This window comes from Pontibacter sp. MBLB2868, assembly GCF_051904785.1.
GTDB lineage: Bacteria > Bacteroidota > Bacteroidia > Cytophagales > Hymenobacteraceae > Pontibacter.
Genome location: NZ_CP196710.1, coordinates 727,954 through 753,911, shown reverse-complemented (window position 1 = coordinate 753,911; position 25,958 = coordinate 727,954). Strand labels below are relative to the sequence as shown.

At 44.7% G+C, this 25,958-nt stretch carries 20 protein-coding genes; 5 read left to right on the top strand and 15 right to left on the bottom strand.

What is annotated here, in order from left to right:
• Nucleotides 1-2: 2 nt before the first annotated feature.
• From pglZ to ACSX1A_RS03220, 6 genes are read right to left on the bottom strand one after another with little or no spacing between them, the layout of a single operon-like run.
• Nucleotides 3-2,498 carry a BREX-1 system phosphatase PglZ type A gene (gene pglZ, locus ACSX1A_RS03245; protein WP_439882180.1) on the bottom strand — a complete coding sequence of 832 codons (2,496 nt, stop codon included), beginning with the start codon at nt 2,496-2,498 and terminating at the stop codon, nt 3-5.
• The gene (pglX, locus tag ACSX1A_RS03240) at nt 2,495-5,992 is read right to left on the bottom strand and encodes a BREX-1 system adenine-specific DNA-methyltransferase PglX (protein ID WP_439882179.1); all 3,498 of its coding nucleotides are present in this window, start codon (nt 5,990-5,992) and stop codon (nt 2,495-2,497) included. Before pglX ends, pglZ begins: the two co-directional genes overlap by 4 nt.
• Entirely contained in the window at nt 5,993-9,523 is a 3,531-nt protein-coding gene (gene brxC, locus ACSX1A_RS03235; protein WP_439882178.1) for a BREX system P-loop protein BrxC, read from the bottom strand.
• Nucleotides 9,520-10,104, bottom strand: coding sequence for a DUF1788 domain-containing protein (locus tag ACSX1A_RS03230; RefSeq protein ID WP_439882177.1), 585 nt, complete (start codon nt 10,102-10,104; stop codon nt 9,520-9,522). Before ACSX1A_RS03230 ends, brxC begins: the two co-directional genes overlap by 4 nt.
• Nucleotides 10,105-10,713, bottom strand: a complete 609-nt coding sequence (locus ACSX1A_RS03225) for a DUF1819 family protein (protein WP_439882176.1) — start codon at nt 10,711-10,713, stop codon at nt 10,105-10,107. It abuts the gene before it with no gap.
• Entirely contained in the window at nt 10,706-10,891 is a 186-nt protein-coding gene (locus tag ACSX1A_RS03220; protein WP_439882175.1) for a helix-turn-helix transcriptional regulator, read from the bottom strand. Before ACSX1A_RS03220 ends, ACSX1A_RS03225 begins: the two co-directional genes overlap by 8 nt.
• Before the next feature lie 122 nt (nt 10,892-11,013).
• Here ACSX1A_RS03220 and ACSX1A_RS03215 point away from each other — a divergent pair, with 122 nt between their 5' ends.
• The 4 genes from ACSX1A_RS03215 to ACSX1A_RS03200 all read left to right on the top strand — a co-directional run bounded on the left by ACSX1A_RS03215 (nt 11,014) and on the right by ACSX1A_RS03200 (nt 17,527).
• The gene (locus ACSX1A_RS03215; RefSeq protein ID WP_439882174.1) at nt 11,014-11,595 is read left to right on the top strand and encodes a hypothetical protein; all 582 of its coding nucleotides are present in this window, start codon (nt 11,014-11,016) and stop codon (nt 11,593-11,595) included.
• Nucleotides 11,596-11,658: 63 nt separating this feature from the next.
• Complete coding sequence (locus tag ACSX1A_RS03210) at nt 11,659-12,240, top strand: hypothetical protein (RefSeq protein ID WP_439882173.1); 582 nt, start codon at nt 11,659-11,661, stop codon at nt 12,238-12,240.
• Nucleotides 12,241-12,284: 44 nt separating this feature from the next.
• Entirely contained in the window at nt 12,285-16,574 is a 4,290-nt protein-coding gene (locus ACSX1A_RS03205) for a sacsin N-terminal ATP-binding-like domain-containing protein (RefSeq protein WP_439882172.1), read from the top strand.
• Nucleotides 16,575-16,687: 113 nt separating this feature from the next.
• Complete coding sequence (locus ACSX1A_RS03200; RefSeq protein ID WP_439882171.1) at nt 16,688-17,527, top strand: agmatine deiminase family protein; 840 nt, start codon at nt 16,688-16,690, stop codon at nt 17,525-17,527.
• Between the two features lie 102 nt (nt 17,528-17,629).
• On the opposite strand, the gene ACSX1A_RS03195 is transcribed toward ACSX1A_RS03200, so the two are convergent.
• The 9 genes from ACSX1A_RS03195 to ACSX1A_RS03155 form a co-directional block, all read right to left on the bottom strand.
• Nucleotides 17,630-18,676 carry a 5-methylcytosine restriction system specificity protein McrC gene (locus tag ACSX1A_RS03195; RefSeq protein WP_439882170.1) on the bottom strand — a complete coding sequence of 349 codons (1,047 nt, stop codon included), beginning with the start codon at nt 18,674-18,676 and terminating at the stop codon, nt 17,630-17,632.
• A complete protein-coding gene (locus tag ACSX1A_RS03190; protein WP_439882169.1) occupies nt 18,676-20,619 on the bottom strand; it encodes an AAA family ATPase in 1,944 nt (647 codons plus the stop codon). Before ACSX1A_RS03190 ends, ACSX1A_RS03195 begins: the two co-directional genes overlap by 1 nt.
• Before the next feature lie 276 nt (nt 20,620-20,895).
• Nucleotides 20,896-21,306 (bottom strand): hypothetical protein, encoded by a 411-nt coding sequence (locus ACSX1A_RS03185; RefSeq protein ID WP_439882168.1) that lies wholly within the window; start codon nt 21,304-21,306, stop codon nt 20,896-20,898.
• Entirely contained in the window at nt 21,275-22,039 is a 765-nt protein-coding gene (locus tag ACSX1A_RS03180) for a class I SAM-dependent methyltransferase (protein WP_439882167.1), read from the bottom strand. Before ACSX1A_RS03180 ends, ACSX1A_RS03185 begins: the two co-directional genes overlap by 32 nt.
• Entirely contained in the window at nt 22,036-22,776 is a 741-nt protein-coding gene (locus tag ACSX1A_RS03175; RefSeq protein ID WP_439882166.1) for a DUF2071 domain-containing protein, read from the bottom strand. The genes ACSX1A_RS03180 and ACSX1A_RS03175 overlap by 4 nt, the downstream gene beginning before the upstream one ends.
• 1 nt (nt 22,777) lies before the next feature.
• The gene (locus ACSX1A_RS03170) at nt 22,778-23,167 is read right to left on the bottom strand and encodes a DoxX-like family protein (protein WP_439882165.1); all 390 of its coding nucleotides are present in this window, start codon (nt 23,165-23,167) and stop codon (nt 22,778-22,780) included.
• 122 nt (nt 23,168-23,289) lie between these two features.
• Nucleotides 23,290-23,919: a hypothetical protein gene (locus tag ACSX1A_RS03165; RefSeq protein ID WP_439882164.1), complete on the bottom strand. Its 630-nt coding sequence runs from the start codon at nt 23,917-23,919 to the stop codon at nt 23,290-23,292.
• A gap of 54 nt (nt 23,920-23,973) precedes the next feature.
• Nucleotides 23,974-24,669 (bottom strand): SOS response-associated peptidase, encoded by a 696-nt coding sequence (locus tag ACSX1A_RS03160; RefSeq protein ID WP_439882163.1) that lies wholly within the window; start codon nt 24,667-24,669, stop codon nt 23,974-23,976.
• Between the two features lie 51 nt (nt 24,670-24,720).
• Nucleotides 24,721-25,371: a hypothetical protein gene (locus tag ACSX1A_RS03155; RefSeq protein WP_439882162.1), complete on the bottom strand. Its 651-nt coding sequence runs from the start codon at nt 25,369-25,371 to the stop codon at nt 24,721-24,723.
• A gap of 257 nt (nt 25,372-25,628) precedes the next feature.
• On the opposite strand from ACSX1A_RS03155, the gene ACSX1A_RS03150 reads away from it, so the two are divergent.
• Complete coding sequence (locus tag ACSX1A_RS03150) at nt 25,629-25,811, top strand: hypothetical protein (protein WP_439882161.1); 183 nt, start codon at nt 25,629-25,631, stop codon at nt 25,809-25,811.
• The last annotated feature ends 147 nt before the right edge of the window (nt 25,812-25,958 follow it).

The following is a 25,958-nucleotide window of genomic DNA, read 5'->3' as shown; positions in this document are numbered from 1 at the left end:
GTCTAAAAGTCGTCAAAGTCGTTGGAGAAGGAAATGTTGAGCGTGTACATATACTCCTTGTAAAGCCGCCACTTCGACGAACCTTCCACTGGCTCTTCCAGCACCAGCTTCACCGTCTGGTTCTTATACTTGCCGCTGGCGTTGCTGCTCAACTGGAATCGGTGCTTCACCTCTCGCTGGCGCTCACTCCCTTCCTCTATATCAAAATTAAAGCTGAACTGGTCGCTCAACAGCTCGCCGTCGTTCGAATAAAGCGCGGCTTTGATGGTGCGCGGCAGTATGCCGTCGGTTACCAGTTCGGTTTGCAGGAAAGACACGGACAAGAGGTTAGTTGTGATTTTGTTCGTTTGCTGAATCACGTCCACGCCTACCTGTTTGGTGGTGTCCTGACGCTTCTTAGTGACCTTCACCAGCGGAATCACCACTTCCTGCAAAGTAGCGCCGCCGTGCACGAAGCGGGAGCCGGCACCTTTCACGCGGTGCCTGTTCACGGACTTCAGTATCAGCACGTCAAAGTCGCCGCTCAGGTTCAGCTCCTGCGCCTTGAAATGGCGGGAGCTGGCATTGCCTTTCAGGTCCTTGCCGATGATGAAACGTCGGTTCTCCTTCCATACCTGCCCATACACCTGCACAGCCGAAAAATCAGATTCGTCAAGGGCGGTGTGCTGGTAAATAAAGCCATGGTCGGAGGTAATCAGCATGTTGGTGCCGTTCATGTTGGCAATGCGCTTGATGACCTCCATCAGGAAGTTCAGCTCCCGGTCTACGGCCTCAAACACCTTGTCTTCAGTGGTCTTGTCGTCGCCGGTTTTGTCAATCTGGTTATGGAAGATGTAGATAACGTCGTACTGCTTCACAAAGGCGCGGCCCTCGGTAGAAGAATTCATCTTCATGAATTCCTCTGCCTGTATACCTATGGCTTTATATCCCTGCAGTGCGGACAGCACTTTGTTACGGCCCTGCAAGCCCAAGCAAGGCACTTCGTCCACGCATACCTTGTCGGAGCCGTCCACGATGGAGAGCGACTGGTGTGGCAAGAGCGCTGCCATACCCAGTTGGGTATAGGAAGGCATGGCCGTGAGCATGTACTGCAGCTCGCCTTCGTAGCGGTTCTCGGCGTTCACGCGTTGCAGGTACTCATAGCCGCACTCGTAGCGCAGAGCATCCGACACAATCACGAACTGCCGCTGCCCTTTGGCCAGCACAGGCTCCACATGGTCTTTGTAGAAACGCTGCTGCGACACGCGCGGCACCAGGGGCCATTCCGTGGCGGCATCCACTACAGACTGCCAGTTGTTGTTGAGCTGCAGGAGCCAGTCGTTGGCATATACCTTCTCCACCTTTTCGAACAGGGGCTCGAGCACCTTGTTCTGGCTCTTGCTGCGGTAGTGCCAGATAAACTTGCGGTAGTGGTAGTCTACCAGGTATAGCTGCTGGCTGTAGCGCTTGGCTCCTTCCTCTATACCTGTAAAAGAAGTGCCGGCATACTTGCGGGTAAGCGAAATCAGCTCCATGGCGTGGGCGATAGCGTCGTAGAAATCGCTGAAGCCCGGGTACCAGTACTTGTTCTCGCGGCGCTTGATAAGCTGATTGGCTTTGTCGTTGCCAATGCTCTCCGACATCACCAGGTGAATCAGGTCGGAGATGATTTTGTAGTCCACAATGCGGAACAAGTCGTCTTCGAGCACCTCCTCCAGGTTGGCGTCGTCCAACAGGGCCTTCACATTCAGGTCGTCAGCTATTTTGGCTGACAAATCTTTGAAGGCTTCCTGGTACGAGATGGTGTCTTTCCAGACAGACAGCAACAGGCTGGCGTCTTTGGTGAGGCCGGTGCTTTTGGTGAGCGAGAACACGTTGCTGAACACCTCTAACAGGAAGTCGTAGATTCCCGGTGAATCGGCGTAGTATTTAAAGCTGTCGCTTATCAGGCTCCAGTAGAAGGTGTTCAGGCTATACCTTTCCAGCTCGCGGTCTGGGCGCTCATTTCCGTCGTTGTAGGCGCTGGCGTGGGCCTGTATAAAGGCCGTCAGGCTGATTGTGTTCGTGCCGAACAGGACAGACAGCATTTTGAAGCGGATATCACGGAAGCTGTCGTCTTTGCCTAACAGCGCTTTCAGTCGCTGACGGCGGTCCTTGCTCTTAAAGAACTCGATGTGCTCCGTTACCAGGTCTTTGAAGCCGTACTCCAGCCCGAGCTCCTGCAGGAAGGTGGCCTCCTGGTTGGTGTGGAACTCGTAGTGCGCCAGCTCCAGGTCCTGCAGCCAGTTGTCGACATAGGCCGGGCGCTGGCCGCTGCGGTATATCAGGTACTGCCCTTCGGTGTCTTCTCTGGATACCTTGTGCTTGATGTAGAACTCGTTGTTCTGCACCTGCAGGCGCTCCACGCCCGGCAGGTATATCTCCTCAAAGCGGTCTTTTAGTTCTTCCTTTTCGTCGTGCCAGAAAATAATCCGGTGCTGCTCGAAAAGCTTGCGTAGCGATTCCTCTATCTGGCTCATACCGCTTCCTCCGGCATTTTCACCCAGTCAAACTCGGCTACTTTCTTCTTCGTTTTCGGGTCGTTGAGGCCGGGCACCAGCTTCAGGGCCTTGCCGAAGAGGTTGTAGTTCACCAGCACGCCGTTATCGAGGTCGATGGGGAGGCGCTCGGTGGCCAGCGGGTACAGGATTTCGCGCTCGTACTCCTGCAGCTCCAGCAACACCTTCTCTATACGCTCGCGCTCTTTGGCGGCTTTGGTCTGTTCGCTGGCAGAACCACTTACCACTACACGTGCCAGGTGCTCTAGGCGGGTGCGCAGCTTCTCCTGGTACTCGCGCAGGTACTTGTTGAGGATGTTGTTGACCGTGTCCGGGGTATAGCGGTGCATGTAAATCAGCACGTTAAAGGAGCCCTGCGGCGAAGAGAACATCCAGTAGATGGGGCGCTTCTTATACCTGCGAATATGGTCGTTGTAGAAGTCTTTGGCGAAATACTTGCGCATGTCTTTGCCCAGGCACTCTTCTATAAAGGCCAGGTTTTTGGCGAAGTTTGCCTCGCCGAAAGTCATCTTCAGGAACTCGTGGAAACGGCCTACGATGTCGTCTTCGAACCACTCGTCGTCGAGTATCGGGATGATGTTGTCGGCGTCGGGCAGGAAAGAAACCTCCTGCTCCGGCTTCGCTACTTTTTGCAGGTAGCCCTGCAGCGTCTCGCCTTGATTGGCCAGTATAAGCCCCGGCTTGTCCAGCGAATAGCGGCCGAACATGCAGCCTACGGCGTAGCTCACGAACTGGGCCATCACTTCACCAGCGCGAAAGACTAATTCGCCGTTTTCAATGCTGGTTTCTTCTTGGAGAATGGTAACATCTCTTAGAGCAACGTCTGGAGTTAGTTCATCCTGAAGACCATAGATTTCAATGAACTGGCGGTTTAACTCTTCCTCATTTTTATGAAGTTGGAAGAACTTATTGCTCCAGTATTGTTGGTAGAAATCAAATGCTTCTTCAAGCTCTAAAGAGCTCTGTCCCTTAATACGGATAATTTCATTTTGTGAGAAATCCCAAGATTTTTCACTTGTGTCCCAATCTGATCTTGAGATTAAGGCATTCTGCGAACTAATGGTACTAATTTCATCTACTTTGTCTACAATAAATGGAAGCGATTTTAAATTGCTGATTTGAAAATGCAGAGTAGGGTTAAGTAGGTTTGAAATATTAGCTACTATTTTCGTGTTGCAGAAAGCTAAAGTATAGTGTAGAAGTTCTTCAGAAATAAAAAAAGTCGGACCTGCCATATCTGAGATATGGTTGTTATTAAGCCTCATTGAAAGACCAGAGCTTGTAATATCCGACCAAGAAATGCCCTCTTTAAACCAGAAAGCCTTTTGCATTAGATTAGAGGTGCCATTATTACTATAAAATTCCTTAGCCTCCTCTGTCCAAAGAACTACGCAGTCAATATTTCCATACCATCTACGAAATGGTCCACCTTTTGAATAGAATGCCCACTTGTTCTTATTAACATCATCTTTAGCTACCTCCCAAATTTGTTTTACATATATATCATTGTTTGCAGTTTTGTTTTGGGAGCCAATTTGAATGTACTCCTTCAGTAGGTTACTATCCTCAAATAACTTTGTAACTTTCTCGCTAAGCCAGTAACCAATGGGACTTCCAGGTATTTTTTTGAAGTTTGTTTGATTAGCTTTATAGTATAATTTATTGTTCAACTTCCTTTCGAAGATTAAACATTTATTCGCAGACTGTTCAGCATCATTCAAATTATAGTATACACCAAAACGGTTTAAGCTTTTTAATTTTTGAATCACAAAAGTTGTTGCTTGAACTACCTTAGAATTTAGTTCCGGAAAACTATTATACCCTATTTGCAATAGAGTATCTATAAAATAGTCATTTATAATTTTGCCTCTAAGCTTATCATAACTACCTAAGAACATCCAGCTTTGCTGATTGATCATGCCTAAGTAGCCTTTTGGATGAAGCATTGTTAAACCGCTTTCTATGAAGCAAGCCATCAGGTCAGCTTTGCTGTCCGGATAGTTGCGCTTCACGAAATCAGCAAGTAGTGTGTTCATATTCCCCCCCATGTATGGTGGATTGTCCACTATACAGGTATACTTCTGTCCCAGCAAGCGCAGCTGCTCCATCGTGGTTTTCAGCTGCTGTAAATCGTACTGTTCGTACATATCAGCCTGTACCAGCTTCTCCTCTATTTTTCGCAGCACGTTCTCTATCTCCGGCAGCCCGGCATGCGGCACAATCAGCGAGCCCAGGTTGGTGGCCTGTAGCATGTGCTTCAGGTCGTGCAGTAACTCGTCAGACGGCTTTGTGCCTATAACTGCCAGTGCAGCTGCTGTCTGTTTCTCGTCTAGTATCAGGTCCTGGTAGCATAGGATGTTGGGCTGTGGCACTTCGCCTTTCTTGAAAAAACGGCGTTGGTAGCTGCGAGCCTTCATCATCAGGGCCATGGCCGCCAATTGCGCTGCCCGCTCGTCGATCTCAAAACCGAAGAGGTTGCGCTCGATAATCAGCTTTGGGATCTCACTGGCACTATACCCTTCCTCCTCGTAAATTTTGGTGAGCAACTCAAAGCCATACACTAGGATGTGCCCCGAGCCGCAAGCCTGGTCCAGCAAAGTGATTTCCTCCGGCGAGCTAATCTTCAGGTAGTCATCGCTCTGCAGCGAAGCCGACTCTATGAAGTAAGGCATGTGCTCACGCAGCCGGGAGTTGGGCCTGTTCTGCACCCACAGTTTGCCCACGGTGTTCTGCACCATGTACTCCACAATCCAGCGCGGCGTAAAAAGCTGCGTGGCGGCTGGTATGTCTTCTTTCTTTACCTTGGCCTTAGAGGCAAACACCTCGTCCTTTTTCTCGGAGATGTAGAATTGGTAGAGCCAGCCAATAATCTCCACCTGCTGGCAATCCTCGGCGGCCATACCCTCGCGCACGTCGTGCACGATGGAGAACTCGCTTGTCAGGTCGTCGGGCAGGAGCAACTCGGTATAGTCGTTTATGCGCTCAAACAGGAAAGGCAGCACCGTGTGCAGGTGGTTGCAGGCCGCAATCAGGAGCACCTTGTAGGCCTCGTTCTGCGGGTTGGCGCTCGGCACGCGGCCGTCCAACAGGTCGTATACCTGCTGGGCGTTCACCTTCAGATCTTCAGGTATGTGACCCTGCTTCGCTTCGTCCAGCAACTCCGGGAAGGTATAGCCCTCCTTCGGGGAAATCACCCGGATGTCGAGCGGCTGGTAGTCGTTCACGTCCATGAAGCGCAGCGCGATGAAGCGGTTGAACCAGGTATAGGCCACCTTCTCGGTCAGCTGCGCTTTGCTGCTTCTGGCCAGCTCCTCCTTCAGGCCCTTCACCTGCGCGGCTTTCTCACGCAGTTCGGCAGTATCGGTATGCAGCACGTACTCCAGCTTGGCTCCCACCTGCGCTATCAGTTTCTTGCGGGCCTCCTGGGCAAAGCGCTTCAGTTTGTTCGTATTCATTTAGTTCAGGGTAATTCTCTTGTTGTTGTTGATTTCTTTCAGATAGGCTTCGCGCATGGAGTTCAGGTATTCCTCCACGTCCTGCGCTGTTTCCAGCGTACCTTTCTTAAACTTCACCTCTACATTGGCGCGGCGCACATATACAATCGGTTTATCACGCACCACAGTAACACCAGGTTCATCGTCGTCTTCAGGTAGAATTGGCTCTGGTGGTGGCAGGAGGCGCTGTATCTCGTTCAGCAAGCGCACTTTCAGGTCGTTGGTGCTCTGCGCATAGTGCCGGATGTTGGAGATGTAGTGGTTCTCGTTAATCTTGCGAATCACATCGTCCAGCTGCTTCACCAGGCCGTCTTGCTCGTAGTTTTTCAGTCGGGCAAAGTCGGCGTCACTGCGGATGGCCTCTATGTGACGCTCCACCACGGCCACGGCTTTTTCTTTTTCCTCTTTCAGCTTGCCAATTACTTTGTCGCGCAGGCTGTCCATGGCCGTTTTGGCATCACGTATACCTGTGCCGGCGTATGGTTTCGGGTGCTGGTATACCTGCTTCAGGGTATGCAGCTCATCGCTTTCCACATGCTCGTAGTTAGACTGGTCTCTGGTCAGGAATAACTTTATATCATCGTAAATTTTCTTTTGGTCGCTGTTCCAGAACTTCATGATAGGGTCCAGCACATCCTGCTTGCTGTCCAGCAATTCATTCTCGAAGTCTTGCAGGTTGAGGAGGAAGTAATTCGGCTCTTTGTTTACAAGCTTTTCAAGGCTTGCACGCAGCGGCTCCAGCGAGTCCAGGAACGGGTAGCCCCCTTTCTGCCCTACTAGCTCTCGTAAAGACCTCCACAAACTTTTAAGCTTGTCACGGAAAGCGTGGGCAACATCTTTCGCCTCGTTAGCCGGGCACGTTTCGTCAAACAGCTCGCTGTATACCTCTTTCAGGGCGCGTATCTGCTTCGTATCAAACTCAATCTGCGGCTCCAGCAACGTGTTTGCCTGCACCCGATTATTCATCAACGCGGCCAATACCTCCTCATCATGCAAGAGGTTAGAATCCTGCCTTACATCCAGCTTCCCGCGCTTATACAATTTAGCCACAATGGTCCAGATGGCATTGGGGTACCAGCCATATGGCTTTTTCACAAACTGGTCTTTCAAGTCGGTCAGTGATGTGCGGTCAGACTGCTTTTTCCTGCGGTTAACATACTGGAGCACCTCATTTTCCGCCTCTGAAATCGTATTGTCATCCGAATTGAACAGATTATCCTGCTTAGAGCGGATAGTTTGTTTAATTGTGTCTTCCGAGAAAGGTATTGTTCCCAGCATGCGCAGGCTTGGGTAAGCAATCTTTACCAAGTCCTGGAAAGCGTTTATCACCTTCGTTCTGCCATCCACGGTGTTGCCAACCTCGTGCTTGCTACCATTCAGGAGAATATCGGCTTCGCCCAGGAGCTTCTTCACCAACAGGATAAGCGTGCGTCTTCTTTCCCCGTTCTGCGTGCCTTTGTCGTACAGCAAGCGCTTAACCGACTCCTTGTTGTTGGAAGACTGGCTCTGCTTGATGTACTTGTCTGTTTTCAGGTATAGCCGGGTATCTTTGAGGAGGCGCTCATCTGATGGCAGCACCACCATCATCATGGTATTGAAGCCCATGGTTTTGGAGCGCAAAATATCAGGGTTCTCGTAGTCGTCGTTGTTCGGCGTCACGATGTCAATCACCAGTTCCTTATCGCGGCCCAGCATCACGCCGTCAATCTTGCGCATGAACTCGTAGTCCTGCTTGTTATCGGCAAAGCGGATTTTAGTGTCCCGGATTACCTCATCAAACACAATCTCGTTGAGCAAGCCCGTCACTGCCGACTCGTCTACGTCCGTGCCTTTGATTTCCTGCTCTATGTCCTTCTCGTCGTCGGTCAGAAACTCGTACAGGTCGCCGTTGCGCTGAACATAGGTCTGGGCTTCCAACAGGTTGAGCGCCTCCAGCACCCGCTTGTCGTGCGCCTTCAGGTCGATGTGGACGTTGTCAATCATCAGCACCGAAACGTTGCGTGTGGTGGTCTTGAAGTTGGAGAAATACTTAACTAGGAAGAGTGCTTTCAGCACCTTAATGGCAAAGGCATCGTCAAGGTTTCTTTCTGCCAGGGTTATGGAGTTTTGTATCTCGCCCCGAATGGTAGAGCGAATGCCCTCATATAGTAAGTCAAACGTAACAAGCGCATCAGTATCGCGGTCGCCCATGCGCAGCACCACATCCTGGAACACGCCCAGCATGGAGCGCTCCCCCACCGAGGCATGCTTGCCCTGGAAAGCGTTATGGTGCGACAGCGCCCGGATACACTGCTGGAACAAATCGAACTGGTAGGGCACAAACGGGTACTTGTTCACGAAGTTCTTTTCTTCGCGGTAGCCCTTGAACTGCACCCCCACTTCTGAGAAAGACAGAAGCGTTTCGAGGTTGGAGTGCTGCTTGTGCCATACCTCCTTCAGTATACTTTTCGCTTCCGTTTTTTTTTCCAGTAAGCGTTTCTCAATCACTTCGTCCACGTTGGCAGAGGTAAGTGGCACCTTAATCTTGAACCTGGCCTGGATTCGGGAGAAGTCGTTCTGCTGGGCTTTGTTCATGTCGCCCACCACTTTCTCCATGTCCTCCTGCGAAGTCACCAATACCCAGGCCTGTCCTTTGGTGCGAGTGGCCAGCGTTTCGGCGATGGTTTGCAGGTTGAGCATCAGCTTGGTATTGTCGCTAATGTACTGCCCCACCTCATCCACAAAGAAATTCAGCCGGAAGCCCTTTGGCTTAGATTTAATGTAGTCGTTTACCTTGTTGCAGAAATCTTCAATCGAGATGGCGCTGTCTTTTCGGAGCGTATCGATGATGTTCTTATACCCTTCGGCAGTTGACCCCAACAGTGAAGTTAGTGCCTGATCAATCGCCTCTTTCACATTCGGGGAGAAGTACTGCCGCCTACCTGATGCCCAATCTTTGCCGGTAATCACCTCAAACTGCTGCTTAAACTCTATGTATACACCCTCGGTACTCAGCCAACGCTCAAAGTCGGCGACATGCTTCTGTCCCCCAAAGAAGCCTTGGTGGTCGTTCAGTACTTTGTAAAACACATTCAGGATAGCGTCTGTCTCCTGCTTGGTCGTAATCTGTGCCTGCTGGTCAATGTTGAACAGGATGGACTCGGAAGGTATACGTGTAGCCTGCAGCACATCGGCTTTCAGCATCTCGTCGTCCTTAATCTTAGCGGCAAACACTTCGCCCTGCTTCTTTCCGTCATACTCTTTATTCTCCATCACATAAGAGAGAATCTTGAGCAAGTGCGACTTACCCGAACCGAAGAAGCCTGAAATCCAAACACCATTGGCACCTTGGTAGTCGTTGTAGGCCGCAAAGAAGTCCCGTATCTTTTTGGACACCTCGTGAGTCACCACATACTCGTCCACCTCCTGGTACACATGGTCTTGGTCATCGGCTTTGATAACCGTTTCGATGGGGCGGTTAATGTCTCTTTCGAAAATTTCGCGTAGTGTCATGCCTTCAATTTGTAGTTATCGATGTTAAAAGCCCTGTAGTAGTTGTCGTCTTTCAACAGACCGAACAGCTCCAGCGCGTACCCATTATATTTCCCGGGGAAGAAAGCCACCGTCGGTGCCTCCTTCGCCACGTTTTGCAGATTATTGAGGATGTTGTGCGAGCGGATAAACGGAAAGACCAGCCCTATACCTGTCAGGAAGTATACCTTGGCACGGCTGGTGTCTATCTTCTGTTTGATGTGCGGAATCAGTACTTCATTGATGTCCAGGATAGACTGCAGCGCCTGCTTGAACTCGTCTTTGTCCATCTCCTTTTCGAGCGCAAAGATTTCTCCCTCGCCCAACTCCTGGTTGATAATCTCTATGGCCGTATCGTACAGGTTTATCTCCAGCACTGGTATACCGTGGTTCTCTAGCTTGTTTTTCAGGCCTTTGATGGCCTTATCCACCTCCACCTGGTCTTTGGCTTCGTAGGGCGACACAAAGAAGGGTATCTCCCCTCCCAGCGACTTCATTTCCAGGAAATCCTGCGTGGAAATGGATTTATATAAATGCTCGAAACCCTCAGCTACGTTCTTCATTTATTTTGTTCTATTGGCCACATCCAGGTCTGATAATAAGTAGATCTTGAGCCATTCCGGATCATCTTCCAGAACTGCTCTTGCCACTTTTTCATCAACCAGCTGTGGATTTATACTCTTAGACTCAACACTGTCAATCAGCCCTGTCTGCTCCAGAATTTTATAGGTCACCTGTTTTATTTTCTTGGCTGTGCTCTCGGCTAACTCCTCCAGTTCTGGGTGTACTTCGCTTTTCCTTCTGAAGAAGGTGGTATATTCCCCCTCCGTCATCTGGTAATCAAACACCAAAGCCTTCTCACGCAGCACCTCCACTACAAAATCTCTGATAAAGGAGTATAGCTTACACATTGCCAGAAATGCGATCTGTTTTTGAGCAAGCACGTCACCAGTTGCTAATATCTCCAGTTGCTTGTCTGTAAGCGTCTCTATTCTGAATTTTAGTTCTCTAAACTCTCTGTCAGTGGTCCTTGTGTTCCTGCCTCTAATGACAGTTTCTTTGGTAAAATTATCTGCGCCCTCTTCCACATATCTTTTAGCCATCTCTGACATCTCCGGAAGCCTTAAAGAGGCAGCGGTAAAGGACATGCGGTACTTTTTCTCCTTATCCATTTATATTCTTCAGCACATTTACTTCAACATCTAGGATAGCACTCAATTTCTCCAGATGATCCACGTTAGGCGCGGTTTTACCACTGCACCAGTTACTTACCGTTACCTCAGAAACCCCAAGTTTAGACGCTAGCCACTTTTGCTTTACCCCGCGCGTTTTAATCAACTCTTTCAGCATAGTCTCTTTAAGAAAAATTAAAGTGCTCCTGAAGTAAATGTAAGTAAAGAATATGTGAATTATTAAATGTTATGGCATTTTGTTACAAACTATATATATTTCTTTATATTACCCAGCTTTTGATGGAAAAAGAAGCAACTCATCTACATTTCAGCTATAAGTATTCTATCGTGAAAACAACCCCATACTGCTACACACTACATGCTCACAGATTTGCTGTCTGGACAGCTGCCAGAGCCGTAAATAGAGACTTCGCTGGCACCAATCTCATTCAGGAAGCTATTGAAGCAACAGGATTACCGGAAAAGCTGGAGCAGCTAGTAAATCAAGCAAATCTCGAACCCGCATTATATGACAAGTTTCATAAGGATGCTGTTAACGCTATTGTAGAACATTTATCTTCTAAGCTAGGTGCTGATGCACACAAAGCAAGCTATGGAAGAGCGGCAAAGATTGTAGCCATTTATATCAAAACAATATTCGTTATTCCTGACCCTACTAGTACCATCAGTAAGCTTGCACACCCACCTATTGACTCCATCCTTTTAAAGAACCTTTCAAAGGAATACAAGGACCTAAAGGTTGCTCATATTCGATGGACCAAGCTTGATGAAGCAGATTACTTTTCGCTGATTGATTCTCTTAGAAAAAGACTGGAGCTTGAGAACTTCTGGGAGCTGGAAAAATACTGGGTACCGAGTTAGGAAGAAAAGCCCATGATGCCTTCTTTACCTACTCTCATCAGGTGCCCCAACTGCGGAAACCAGATGAAAAAGCAACAGCTTTATTCCGGAAACACGTTTGGTGCAGTATTTTACACAGACGGAAAAATGGAAGCGCCCATGCTGCCGGAATACCCGCAAATCACGAAGTGCCCAGCCTGTAAAGAACTGTTCTGGATTGATGAAGCTGAAGAGATCGGTGAATATTTCCCCTCGCCTCTGTTACCTGGTGAAAGAGAGATACCCACTGTTCGGTTTCTGTCAATCACTGATTACTATCGAGCTCTGAAAAAAGGGCTTAGTCGCAATAATGAGGATGAGCTTTTCCTGAGAAAGCATCTATGGTGGAAGTTCAATGATCGTGTCCGCAAAGGCAAATCACTTCTAAATTCACCTAGGGAAGAAAATATCTGGAAAACCAACTTGGTTATACTGGAGGGCATCTTAGACAACAAAGATGCTGAACAAAGAATCATGAAAGCTGAAGCGCTACGCCACCTAGGCTTTTTCCTTTTAGCCTCTACTAAACTTGAATTCGTTCGGGATTCACAATACAAGTCGGTTGTAGATGTGATAAAAAGAGCTTGTGAAGAGGAAAAAACGGAGGTGCTTGAAATAACAACCTAACCATTGATACCTAAAACTATAAATCCATTAAATTCTAAATAAGCATGAGTTCAGACTTCTCAGAACAGACAATAGAAGAATCTATTTTTACTGCTCATCACAATTACTATCAAAGTGTCGGCATCGAAACTATAAAACAACAAGCTGGCCAGGTTGAGCAAGTAAGCTCAGACTATCAAGGCAGAGTTATTTATGAGCTTCTTCAAAACGCTTTTGATAAAGCAGAAAGTAAAATCTTGGTACTAGTAAAAGACAGCTGTTTATATATAGCTAATGATGGCCAGCAGTTCAGTTATAGAAGCAACTATGACTATAGAGGAAACAGCACTACCAAACGTTCTGATTTTCAGTCACTGTGTTCTATCTCTACTTCCACAAAAAACGCTAATGATAGCATAGGCAATAAGGGAGTCGGCTTTAAATCAGTATTTGCCATTGCAGCTAATGGTTATGCAGATGTGCATACAAAAGGTATAATTCAGGATGATGAAGCCACTATTATTTCGCAAACCAGCTTTAGAATATATGATTCTTTTAAAAGCGAGTCAGATCTACCAATTGATTTACCTTCTAAGGTTAAAACATTTTTAAGTAAGCAAATTCTACAGGTTCAGACTGAAAGAAAAGAAAGAGGTGTTCCTGGTTATTATTACCCCGTATTACTTAAATCTAAAGACGAGTTTATAAATGAATTATTTAACCTTGGCTTTGTAACAGTTATTCAAATTCCTTTTGCCAATAATATATCCAACGAAATACAGGACTTATTTAAAGAGATTAAAAATATACACTTTGAGTTTATACAAATAAGAATTCAAAAGAATATAAAGGTCAATTTTGAATATGAAGGTAACACAGAGTTGTGTTTTGAAAACCATATAGGCAGTACAATAAATAGCAATCAAATTCTACAGTGCCCTCTAAATGAAAATATAAGATACCTTGCCAGAGAGGCCAACATTAATATTACAAACCCTCAAATCGCTCTACGCTTTAAAGAACTTGATAAAGGCGAACACACAATAGGTTTATTGTACAATTACTTACCTACAAAAATAGAATCTCCATTTAAATATGTTGATTTTCATGCAGACTTTCACACGACTGTAGATAGAAAGTCAATAAACTTCGATGGGAAAATTGGAGCTTATAACAAGGCATTACTAAGAGCCTGCCTTGAGCTTTACTTCACATATTTAAACTCTTGTTCTCAAGAACAGGACAAAGGTGGTCTGAGAATATTAAATTTATCTAGTAAAGAAGTAAACTTCAACTTAAGGAGCGGTTTTAATTGGAAATATTTACGTTTGCAAAATCCTTGGATCTCTTTTGAGTTAGTAAGAGACATATTACAAATTTGGAATAATAGAGAACATGATTACAGTTATAAAGTAGCATGCCAATTTATCAGTGCGCTGGCAAAAAGCTACTTTGAAAAAGGAAGAAGTATTGAAAGCCATGATCAATTTTTTAAGCGTACAAACGATTTCATAAACTACTTTAGTAGAGATGATAATCAGGCACAGAAGTGGAAAGATTATTTTAGAATTAATCTAGCCGACGAATTAAAGAAAAATGGTGCTAAAATTATTTTCACCGGAACAGAGATTGGTCTCCCGATTTCTAACGAAATCATTTATAGAGAACAAAAGGAAGAAGATGAAATCAACGCTTTCGTTCCAGACTTTCTAGGCATCAACCTTGTAAATTATAAAGTAGAAGATAATGATTTTAGAAGAGCTCTTGGCATAAAAGAATTTAAAGATCGTAATGAAGTTCTGAAGCACTATAGACAAGTATCACCAGTAGGAAAGTATCATGCTCCTGAAAAATGCTTGACTGAGTCTCAGCAACAAGATCTATTACGTAGTATTAGCACCTTGATGGGTAAAACGGATGAATCTGTAACATCAACCCATCGTTACAAAAACTACATAAACAGAAGCGGCAGTGAAAACTCAATTGCAAACTTAGCTGATTTCAGTGTTTCAACTGTGTTTCTTAAAACAAATGCAGGTAAATTTAAGCCAGCACAATTATGCTCAATTTTAGAGCTAGATCTTTCTTTTTTACCTTCTTTGCCAACTGGTATAAAACAAGAAACCTTTCTAAAATATCTTGGAGTTTCATACTTAAATAATTACCGATTTGTAGAGAATACAATTTGGAGAGTATTGAATGATGGGATAGACTATATTCCAGCGCTATGGCAAGGGTCTCAAGACCAGGATGATCAATTACGCCATTCTAGAGTACTTGATGGCATCCGTATTATTGCAAATGGTAAAGCTATTCACCCAGCACTTGTAAATGATAACAACTACAACTTTCTTGAGAAGCTTCGGGTGTCTGAGTTTAAAGAAGAATCCAAACAGCTTTTAGTCAAGAAATATGATATTTTCCCGAAGGAATACATATCTCAGTTGTTTGAAGTATGCAATAAAAACCTTCACAATAAAGAGCAATTATTAAGAATTTACCAAAACCTTTTTTTACCGTTCAATAAATTTTTAAAGGAATACCTTGTTGTACAGAATGGTAAGCTCAAATTCATAAAAGACACTGATTTCTACATCGTCAATAATGAACATGAATTTCATCTAGTAGAGGATCTTCTATTCATAGAAAAGCCCATACTGTGCTATTATAAAAGCTCATTAGAACCTAAGAACTATAACTTTAAAGGAGAACTGCTCAAATTAGATGAACAAGAAATTGAGTTTTCAGCTAGTTCAGATAAAACTGAATTAATAAAAAGAGATCTCTTACCTAAAATCTTTTACGTTCTTTTAGAAATTAGTAATTCTAAGTTATCTGAAGTCGACTACTTTGAAGAACCAGACAAAATAACTGAACTTTCAAAGAAGGTTGCCAACTTCAGATACCTTGAGGTGGATAATCTTCAACGGAAGATCAAAATCGGGTCTTTTGAATCTAAAACAGTAAATAGGCTATATGACTTTAACGAAACTGAGTTATATATCCAAAAGGATGCTGCGGAAAGTATAAAAGTAGAAGCACTATCTAAATACTTATTTAACAATATTAGAATATCTAGGGCTCTTGAGTTAATATTAAATCATAAAGAAGTTAATACGTTAAAAGGTGAGTATAAAAAGCAAAGGATTGTTTATGAACAAATATTCAATAGGTATTGGGTAGCAGATTATGATATAAAATTTACGGCCCTTTCTAAGCTCATTTTAGAGCAGTTTAATGGCGTTCAATACTTATCTGATAAACTTTGGTTTGAGTATAGCAAAACACACAAAAGTGAATTCATATTGAATGTTTACAATGCTGGCGATTTAGAAAAGCTTATTAGCGTTGTTAATACCGAAAAAGAACAATTCGAATCTGGAATATTTAGTGATTTCCAGCTATCAATTGATTTAGAAATGCACGATGAGCAATTAGCCAGAATAGGAATTATTTTGAATTGCATCGAAAATATTGACAGAGTAGATGACTTTAAAAGCAGACTTGATGCATTAGCTGGAAAGTTTGGTATAGAAGCTGATTTAGAGGCACTGGAGCAAGATATGAAGTCAGAATTCCCTGATGCTTTTTCTTCCAGTATAACACAGGATCAAATAGAGTCAAAAGCAAGAGAAATTTCTATCAAATCTAAAGTTGAACGTATATACCAGAATATTATCAAGACCCCTGCCAAGGCAACTAGTGAATTTGAATCAAGCACAAACTCTGTAGCAAGTTCAATCCCAGTTAAAACCAAGAAAGTAATGTTTCAGGGTAGTACACTACCATCTTCCCAAACTGAAATGATTGGTGCAAGTGGAGAAGAGGAAGTGCTTTATTTTCTGATCCAGCATTTTCTTGAAATAAAGGACACTACGAAAAGAAAGGAAGCCCTGGTAAAAGTGCATGCGCTCATACTTAGTCTATTAAGAAATACTCAAAGTAATATCACAAAGCACACTGAGCTTTTCAATAGTTGTTTAAGTGTTATAGACAACGATGCAGAACTGACAAAATCATTAATACCGTTTTATTATGTGACCTTACATTACAAGTTTGCTTTCATAGACTTGGTAGCATGGTATGATAACAAGGCGGTTATGGTCGAAGTAAAAACCACCCTGAACCATAGGAATAACAGCTTTAGAATCTCGAATAGTGAGATCAATGAAGCTAGGGCAAATCAGAACTACATGATAGTGCGAGTAACTCCACATGAGATGATTCTGATGGGCAACCCTATCTACAACATCAAAGAAAAGTTAATGAAAATTGAAGGTGGTAACTATGTTATTCAACCACATGGCTACACTTTTGAATTCATTAAATTACCAAGTAATATAGAAGCTAAATAAAGCTTAACCAAGGACGGATAATTACCAAAGCCTAGGATCTTAAAATTACGCGATTCTATGCTTTGGTAAATATCCGTCTTCTTTCTTCTACATACATAAGTGTATAATTAAAAATGATTGCAGATCTTGAAACTAACTATCTATATCTGACTGAAACTTTAGAAAAGAAGCATTCAGCTTTTTATGAACAGCTTGATATATCCTTAAAACATCATGAAATAGAGTTTACTAAACTCGCAGGAACAAAAGATATTTGGGCAGTAGACTTTATGCCTATTCAAACTAAGGAATATCAGTTTATACAGTTCATTTACAACCCGGACTATCTTCAAAGCAAAAAAGGCCAAAAGACCATCTCAAATGTTGACTCCTTATGTGAGGCCATTGGCATTAAGCCTAAGAAGTCAAATATTATCTTAGATGGGGGGAATGTGGTACGCACATCTGATAAAGTAATCATGTGCAGTAAGGTTTTTACAGAAAACCCACACATTTCAGAAAAACAGTTAATAAGAGAATTGATAGAACTGTTTCAGGTTGAAAAATTAATCTTCATACCAACTCACCCTGGTGATGCAATTGGTCATGCTGATGGGATGGTCCGTTTTCTAGATAATGATACAGTGCTAATAAATGATTTATCAAAAGAAAAATCAGCTTTTCAACTATCATCTAGGATGGCTCTACATAACGCTGGGCTGGAATGGATTGAAATACCTTACAACCCTTATAACAACAAGAAAACAATACAAGCAAATGGTATCTACATAAACTATCTGCAAATGAAAGATTTTATTCTAGTACCTACCTTTGGAATGAGGGAAGACGAAGCAGTGGTCAAACAGTTTGAAGAACTATTTAGAGGCAGTAAAATTGCAACAATAGCGAGTAATAGTATAGCAGAACAAGGTGGTGTTTTAAACTGTATTACCTGGAATATAAAAAAAGACTAAAGCTCCAAAATCAATAACTAAATCGGTTAAAGTTTCTAATCAAGTTTAAGCTAATAACTTTTAGTGCTTATATGGTCGCTATTGGAAACGCAAGTGGTTAGGTTAAGAAATGATAGCTAAAAGGTCCTTCTCAATTTGTTTCCAATTCTGGTTAAGGTTGATCGTACACACTCTTATCAAAGGCTTGTTCCACCGATTGAATTCAAAGGACAGACTAAGGTTTTTCTCCACTTCTGGGTATATTAAAATCCCTTCTATTTCTTTGTCTTCATCGGCTATAACATTCTGCACGTAAGAAAAGACCTGATAAAGGTTAGAGGATATTAACTTCTCCTTTTCATACCTGATTTTCAAAGCCTCAGGATAGTACTTAGCATCGATGATAAAGTGTTTGCTAGATGAGATTAGACTTATATCAGTCCCCATACTTGGAAGGTAGCTTAAGTCAGAAGAGTTTAGGGTTGCCTTCAAGCGCCATTTAATGGCCTCTCTTTTCACTTCCCACTTTTCTGGCTCAAGATGACGTTTATAGAAGTTAAATAAGAACCTTTCAAAAAGGTAGGGCATTTTTTTCTTATCACGAACAAAATCAGTAAAAGGAACTTCCCCTGTTTCTTCTGTCAGCAACAGTTCACGCCATATCAACTCACAAATAGACAAGATTAATTTGTAGTTATTGTTATTGCGGTGCAGGCGCACCTTTTTGAAATCAGATATACCTATATTTCTAGTATTTACACTGGGAAAACGGCTCAAGACGTAGCGGATTTCATGCTGGAGTTCAGAATCTAGATAAGGAAAGCGTCTTACCTTCTCCAGTGTCGCACGAATCAAACAGTTGTGAAGTATATCAAAACTTAATTCGTCATAAGCACAATATGCTTGAGCATGTTGAAGTATATTTTGCTTAATCGAGGGTTGAAATAAAATCTTTCCTCGCAGCCTGTTCGTCAGTTCTTCATGCTCAACATAATCCCGTTTAAGTCCTTGCTTCAGCAGATGATTGGTACCATTAACCAGTACCTTTGTAAAAAGATTATAAATATCATCAAACCGATCGGTACCGACGTTTATAGCCTCAGCCTCATCAAGTCTATCCCATGCATAAGCTAACATGTAATAGATGTTCTCAATAGGTATTTGCGGCATTAGTTTAATTGTAAATCACTCAAAGCACGAGTAATGTTAGCTTCGTTATCATACCAATACTCTTGAAGCAAGGGTTTTATTTCCTGATCTACAATATCTTTATACCATTTAGCTACATCGTTTGAATTAGCCGGAGTATGACAGAAGTAACTGTGACCAATCATGAAGCCAGCACCTAGGTCTTTGTCACTCTCAATCATTTTATTGAGCTCATTAAGCTTTAAAACTATACTTCCAGCTATCTCTGAACTAACAGATGCACTTTCAAGATACTTCTGGAATTTGCTTCTATATTTAGGCACTATATCAAAAAAAGCAAAACGACGACGAAGAGCGTAATCTACTATTGCCAAAGATCTGTCAGCAGTGTTCATAGTTCCTATGATATGGACGTTCTCAGGAACATAAAACCTACCTTCTCCTTTGCGTTTATAAGTTAATGGCACAGCATACTCTGGTCCACGTTTATCGCATTCGATCAGCATTAACAATTCACCAAAAATTTTGCTTAGGTTTCCCCTGTTTATTTCATCAATTATAAAGAAATAACTATTTCTTGGGTCAGACTGCGCCTTAGCACAGAATTCAAAAAATACACCATCAGCTAAGGTGAACTTTCCATCTTCATTAGGCCTGAAACCTCTTATAAAGTCTTCATAAGAATAAGACTGGTGAAACTGTATCATCTCTACACGGCTTGAGTCTTTTTTACCCATCTGTAGAAAAGCCAGTCTCTTGGCTAAAAAAGTTTTCCCTACACCAGGAGCACCCTGTAGAATAATATTCTTTTTCCTTTTCAAAGCCAGACCAATTCGTTCAATCTCTTCCTTTTCAAGAAAAAGGTCAATATCAGCATCATCAATTGTATAAGCTTCTACCTCATCTTCACTCGCTTGACAAAAAGAATAGATTTTCTCAAAGTCATTACTCTCTAGCTTAAAGAGACTTCCTTGATTATTATGAAGTACACGACAATCTTTCAGATCTACATCTTCTCTTAACGCATCAAAGGTAATTTGAACAGGAACAAACTCTTTAATTTTGAAACGTATGATCTCTCCTGCATCGTCGTCGTCATGCAAACCCTGAGTTATCTCCAGAATAGCTTTAATTCTCTTACCCGGAGTAGACTCATAGCCGATTACCAGATCTCCAACCATTACATTTTTGAAGTTCTCATAAATGTTTCGTTTGTTTCCTTTTGCATTATGAGATGTATATATTTCTTCATGCCCTAGCGGATAGTCGTCTATTTTCCAGATAGAAGGATTTAAATTTAACCACCAATAGCCGATGTTATTAGTATCAGGCTTGGTAATTATCTTTTTATCTTTTTTGGGCTCTGGTGGTTTGTTTATTGATAGTCTTTTCAATAAACGATCAATATCATTCTTAAAGCTTGTCTCATCTAGCGTGTTTCCGGACCAACTTTTATACTTCTTACTTACTTCCTTGATACTAGCCTCTACAATAGGCGCTATTTGTGCAATAAGTATATCAAGCTCCGCTCCTGCATCTGCAAAAGGGATGTCCTTACCAACATGTACTTTTATCCAATTCATAACAGTACTTGGACTACTTTGATTAACAGAAAGACCTTCTTTTAAAGATCTTTTTAGTATTTCAGGACCAAGTGCTGCAGTAGCTTTATTTTTCAGATCACCAGGCTTTCTTGGCATGTTAAATTGGAAATAGAGCCTGCAAGTATCTGAGCTAATTCTATGAAAAATAAATGATGTCGCTTCTATGGATGCCCCCCTGTAATTGCATGGCAAATCCCATAGTGTAAAAGAGAAGTAACCTGATTTTTGTGTTCCAGTAAAGTAATTCTCCTCTGCTCCTTTGGTTTTGACTTTTCTGACTGTAAACAAAAAAGAAGGATCTGATCTATGCCTGTTATAGAGATGGTTAAATATTATCTCTTGCAGTTTTATGTATTCCATAACTATAAGCTAAATACCAATATCAATTAAGAATGCTAGTAAATCTAACGAAATACATATATAAATTCTATTATTATTTAGACGCACTCGAAGAATGATTAAAGAATAAATAATATTGATGAATTGTATTATGTAAGTTTAAGGTCTTGCTTAAACCACTCAGTTTTATTCAAATTTTCGACATTGTATATTTACTGTAATTAGGGCTAATAACAGCGTCTGTGGAATACCATAGAGCCAACTTGTAACAATAAACCTCCCGTCCACTGTGGGGTTTTATCCAAAGTAAGCCGCCAAAAACGCCACACTCAGGTAAGACCATATAAATGAGAAGAGGATGTGCACGGAGGTTTCAAACCTCTTGCCCTTCCAAAGTTCCGCGGAGTAGCCGAAAAACTGGATGTAGAGCCTGACCAACCAGAACACGCCGAGCCCGAGTGAAATCTTCCTGCCCAGGCCTGTATTTACCAACTCCGCTGCCGAAGTCAGGCAAAGCAGCCCCATCAGAAACACGGCAAGGGCCACAAATAGCGTGTGGACGGACATCATCTGCCGGTTGATCAGGCTCAGGGGCTTGAGCTCCTCTGCCCAGTTGAAGTACCTGGGGAAGATCACGTGGACCAAAGCCAATGTGATGAGGATTACGCCGATGATCTTAAAGTGTAGCTCCATTAAGTGTGGTTCCATGTTTAGCGAGTATGAAAGTAGAGATGAAAGGGGTAAGTTTTATTTCCCGTTGCAGGTTCAGCTTTGCATTTTCAAAAGCCCTTAGCCAAGTAAGTTTAGAATAGAAGTGAAAGAAGCCGATGTTGTAGGCCATCAAGTTAGGCACATCCCTCAGGTGCTCAGTAATGTAGAGCTGCCCAGTTGGCTTCAGCACCCGGTGCAGCTCGCTGAAAAACAGGGCACGCTCCTTCTCATCCCGTATCTCGTGGGCCGCAAGGATCACGAAGACCTTGTCGGCAGAGGCATCCGGCAACGGCAGCTCATGCGTCACGGTTTGCCTGGTGCCGGGAAAAGGCGGGTAGGCTCTCCTGGCCCGTTTGATGGAGACCTCCGAGTGCTTTGCCGGGTCGTAAAAGTCCAGGGCGACAAGTTCAGCGCCAGCAAACCGGTCCTGCAGCAAAGCACTGGTCTCGTCAAACCCGGCGTTGATGTTCACGATCATTTTCTCCGTGCTCTGCCGGTCTACCCAGTTCAGGCGGTAAAGCCCAGACAAATCGTACACATAGAGCGAGGCCAGCAGGGAGATACCTGTGGAAGCCAACACCAGGGCTGCGGTAAGGTAGAGGTAGCCCTGCAGAGGCCTGCCAACAAAGCCGGCTATAAAAGCCAAAAGCATGGTTATGGCGAGAGCCAGGGCATAGAAATGCCAGTTGAACCGGATGATGTTGGTGACTCCCTGTAACGGTTTTCTCATGGTTGCCATACTTCCTTTCTGCCCTTCTTCCAGTGGTAGGGAATGTTGCGGATGATGAAGGCGTTAGCCAGCACGGGTTGGTCAAGCGCTAGTGTGTCCAGAAATGAAAACCTGTAATCCATCACCTTTACCGGCTGTGGTGTCCAGTTCTGCCGCACCCCCTCGATGATCAGTACTTCTCTGGTGTCGGGGTTATAGGTAAAGGTAAAAGGAAGCGGCCCGGCAAAACGCCTGGCTTCTTTCCAGTCCGCAAACGGGGAGCCTTCTGGTAAAGCAACATCTTCATTTGCCGTACTTAATTGAACATGAAAGCCTGATTTAACAGAACTGATTTCCTTTGTGGCTGCTTTCCGGCTTTGCGTAATGTCGGTGGTAGTGTAGTTGTAGTGGGTGAAAATGTTACCCATCACCTCCATCTTCTTTTTGTCTGTCTCTGATTTGAGGATATACAACCCCCGCAGCCTCTTGCCAGACTGGGATGTGTATCGGACAAACACCCTGTAACCGATCAGGAAGAAGTCATTGCCCATGAACCGGGGCAGGCCCTTTGGCCTAAGCCCCCTTGTCTGCACCATGGCAACGGCGATAAAGGCCCACTTGTCCTGGAAAGTGTCCAGTTGCAGGCACTCCGGTATCAGCTGTACAAGCTCTTCCTTCGGCACGGCAAAGGTGAGCACGAGCGAGCTGTCAAAGAAAGCCTCCACGGCAAAGGGATGGTCTTTAAGAGTAGAGAGCATGTTAAGTCTGCCGGGTTAGTTTCCTGTTCAATTCGAACTCGTTGTAGTAGACAACCAGGATGAAGAGAAGGGCAAAGGCAGCGTTCATTCTCCCCCACAGCAGCAGGTCTGGTACCAGAACAAACTCCAGCACGTTCATGGTGGCCACAATGGTAATCTGGGCAAGGGCGTTCAGCCGCGTATTGATGCCGCTCAGAACCCAAACGGCCATCCCGATCTCCGAGAGCCCGATAAGCAGCGTCATCGGCCGGGAGAAATCACTGCCCAGAATCTGAGCCACGATCTGCTCATGTCGCTCCACCAGGTTCAGCACCTTGCAGAAGAGCCCGTTCACGAGCCACACGGCCGCGATGCTAAAGGTCAGGACTCTGTGTAGATTGCGCTCTGTCATGGCTTGTCTTCACACTGAGGGTAAGTGCGTCGGTTTTAGTTAAATCTATTTCAACAACTCTGGCTGCCAGGTAAAGTAGCAGCTTTTCCAGTTGTTACTTAAAGATAGGAAAAAGTATATGATTAGTGCAGGCAGCCGACAAACATTTCTGTGTTTACCGCAAAGGCTTTCGGCGCCAGTTGCCGGATGACCGCCGCGGCGCTGTCCGCACTTATTTGCCTGTCATAGATGCCCGCCACCAGTGCGATCGTCTTCTCCCCTGCCTGCCGCTGATACAGGCTCAGGTACTCCAGGCTAAGCGTTTTGGACGGAAACCTGCGGGGAAAGTAATCCCCGGCGTATAGCTCGTCTTCATCGTCCTCGGGCAGCGCAATCAGATCTTTGGCGGCATCGTAGCTGCGGCCCATGGTGTCAATCTTTAGATCACTTCCACGGTGGATGGCCAGCATGTGCTCCCGTAGTAAATCATAGCTGTTGCCGGTGTCGGCCACCACAACATAAAACGTGGCCGTCTCCTGCTCATAATAGCTGACAGAGTCGGACGCATAATCAGTCTCCACGGAAGCTTCGGTAGGAAGGGCCACTGCGGTTGAGACGGTGGTAGCAACAGCCATGGCTTCCGTTGTATCAGGCTCCAGTGTATGCTCCTGCGCGCAGGCAAAAGTGGCAAACGTAAGCAGGACGCAAAGTAAGTTGCGCATCTGACAGTGTACGTTTGTCATCGGGTTTAGCAGCGTATACAGTTGAGGCATAAGGTGGCGTAACAATTTGTAACGAAAGGTAACTATAACTTACAGGTTCTACTACTAGCCAAACAAGTTGCCTTGCTCGGCAACCGGAACTGTTAGCTGCGGTGCATCATGCGCAGTGGAGTTTACCAGCGCGGAGACCGGGTAGGATTTCATTTCGCTTGCCGGAAAAGGCTGCAAAAGATCGCGTAACATGTTGCTACCGTTTGTTACGTTCAGCCAGGCAGCTTCCGCATCAGGCGATAGGATCACCGGCATGCGGTCGTGCGTTGGCCTGACCAGCCCGTTGGCTTCCGTGGTGATGATGGTAAACGACTCCGTCACCTCCCCTGTTTCCGGGTCAGTCCACTCATCCCAAAGCCCTGCGAACGAGAACAGCGCCTCGTCTTTCAGCAGGAAACGGTAAGGCACCTTGCCGGCCGCTGTCTTGCGCCACTCATAGAAGCCGTCCGCCGGCACCAGGCAGCGCCTGCGGCTGACCAGTCCACGGAAGCTAGGCTTGTCAAGCAGCGTTTCCGCCCGCGCGTTGATCGGCTTGTTTGTTTGGCTTCTGTCGTTGGCCCAATTAGGAAGCAATCCCCACGAGAACAGCTGCAGTTTCTCCGGCTCATCTGCGGTTACAACAGGTAACAATTGGGATGGGGCCGCGTTGTAGCGTGCAGGCGCCTGAAACTCTTCCAGCAACCGAGCCACCTTGCTGGCCTTGTTGTTCTTGTCCTTAACGCTGACCGCCACTGAGTATCTGCCGCACATATGTTATTTTGTTTTGTTACTTTTTGTAACACCTATTTCTGTTTCCGCTATTTAGTAGGTCGAGACCTTTAAAGCTACGCTTTCCCCGTCTTCGTGAAAGCTGACGGTGTACCAGCTGTAGCCCGATTCATCGTGCGAGTACGAAGCGGAAAAGTCCGTCGCTCTTACCTTTCCGGCCAACACTGTTCCATTGAAATCCGGTGCGGCATGATCCTTCATGAACTCCGGGTCCGAGCTGATCTGGGTCAGCAGCTCCTGGTACTCCGCCTTCGGAAGCCGGACCAGGCAATGCGCGTCAAATTCATTCTCAAAGCCCATCCCCTGCACCGTTTCATCTTTCGCCAGGAAGCTGGCCGATGCCGGAAAAAGGGTGCGCGTGTGATTCTCAAACTCAGCTCTGTAAAAGGCTTCATCCAGCGTATTGGTGTTACCTTTTGTTACGCTTTGAAACGCGCCAGCCAGGAAGATCACGCCTGCTCCCACTATCGTGATACCAAAGGACACCACGCCGCTGGCTACCGCCTTCAGCCACCTCTTTTTTGAAAGCAAGTGAACAACGGACACAAAGACCAATATACCGGCTACGAGCGCCAGGTAAAGTGGGTACACACTGTAGTTTCCGCTCACTTCAAAGCCAACCACAAACAGGACAGTCCAAAAGTAGATAAGAAGCAGCGCCCACCATTTTTCCAGTAGCCTCATAGAGAAAGCTTTCAATTGTTTTTATGCCAAAGTATGATCTTAGATTGAGCCAGTTCCTTCAGGCAAAGCCGCGTTACAGAAGGTTCCGCCAGCAGGCCATGAAATGAGCACACTTAAATATAGTGAAAGTTAGGTAATTGCACATCAGTTTATGTCTCACCATTACTATTTGTAACTCACTTTGAGAGGTGATCAGCCTTAGGCGTTTATACCAAATATAAAACAGGATGTCGGGGGAGTAATGAACAGGCTAACAGTTGTTAAACAATCGAGACCTGTTGAATCAGCGGCGTTACAACCAGTGCAGGCAACAGCCGCGCAATGGCGTTGACAACGACATGCCCGTAGAGCCTGTAGTCAAGCCTACTCTTAATTCATGTACCAACCGAGACCAGTATTACAATGGCTACTACCATGCCCCTATACCTGGCACCATATAGAGTATCGCCTGAACAAAGCCTGTAACCATCTGTAACTTCGTAAAACCATGTGCCATCAAACTTAGAGAGTACAGATATAAATTGAAAGACCACACAGCTTAAATAAAATCATTTGTATTTTTAGTATGCATATTTCTAACGTAACCA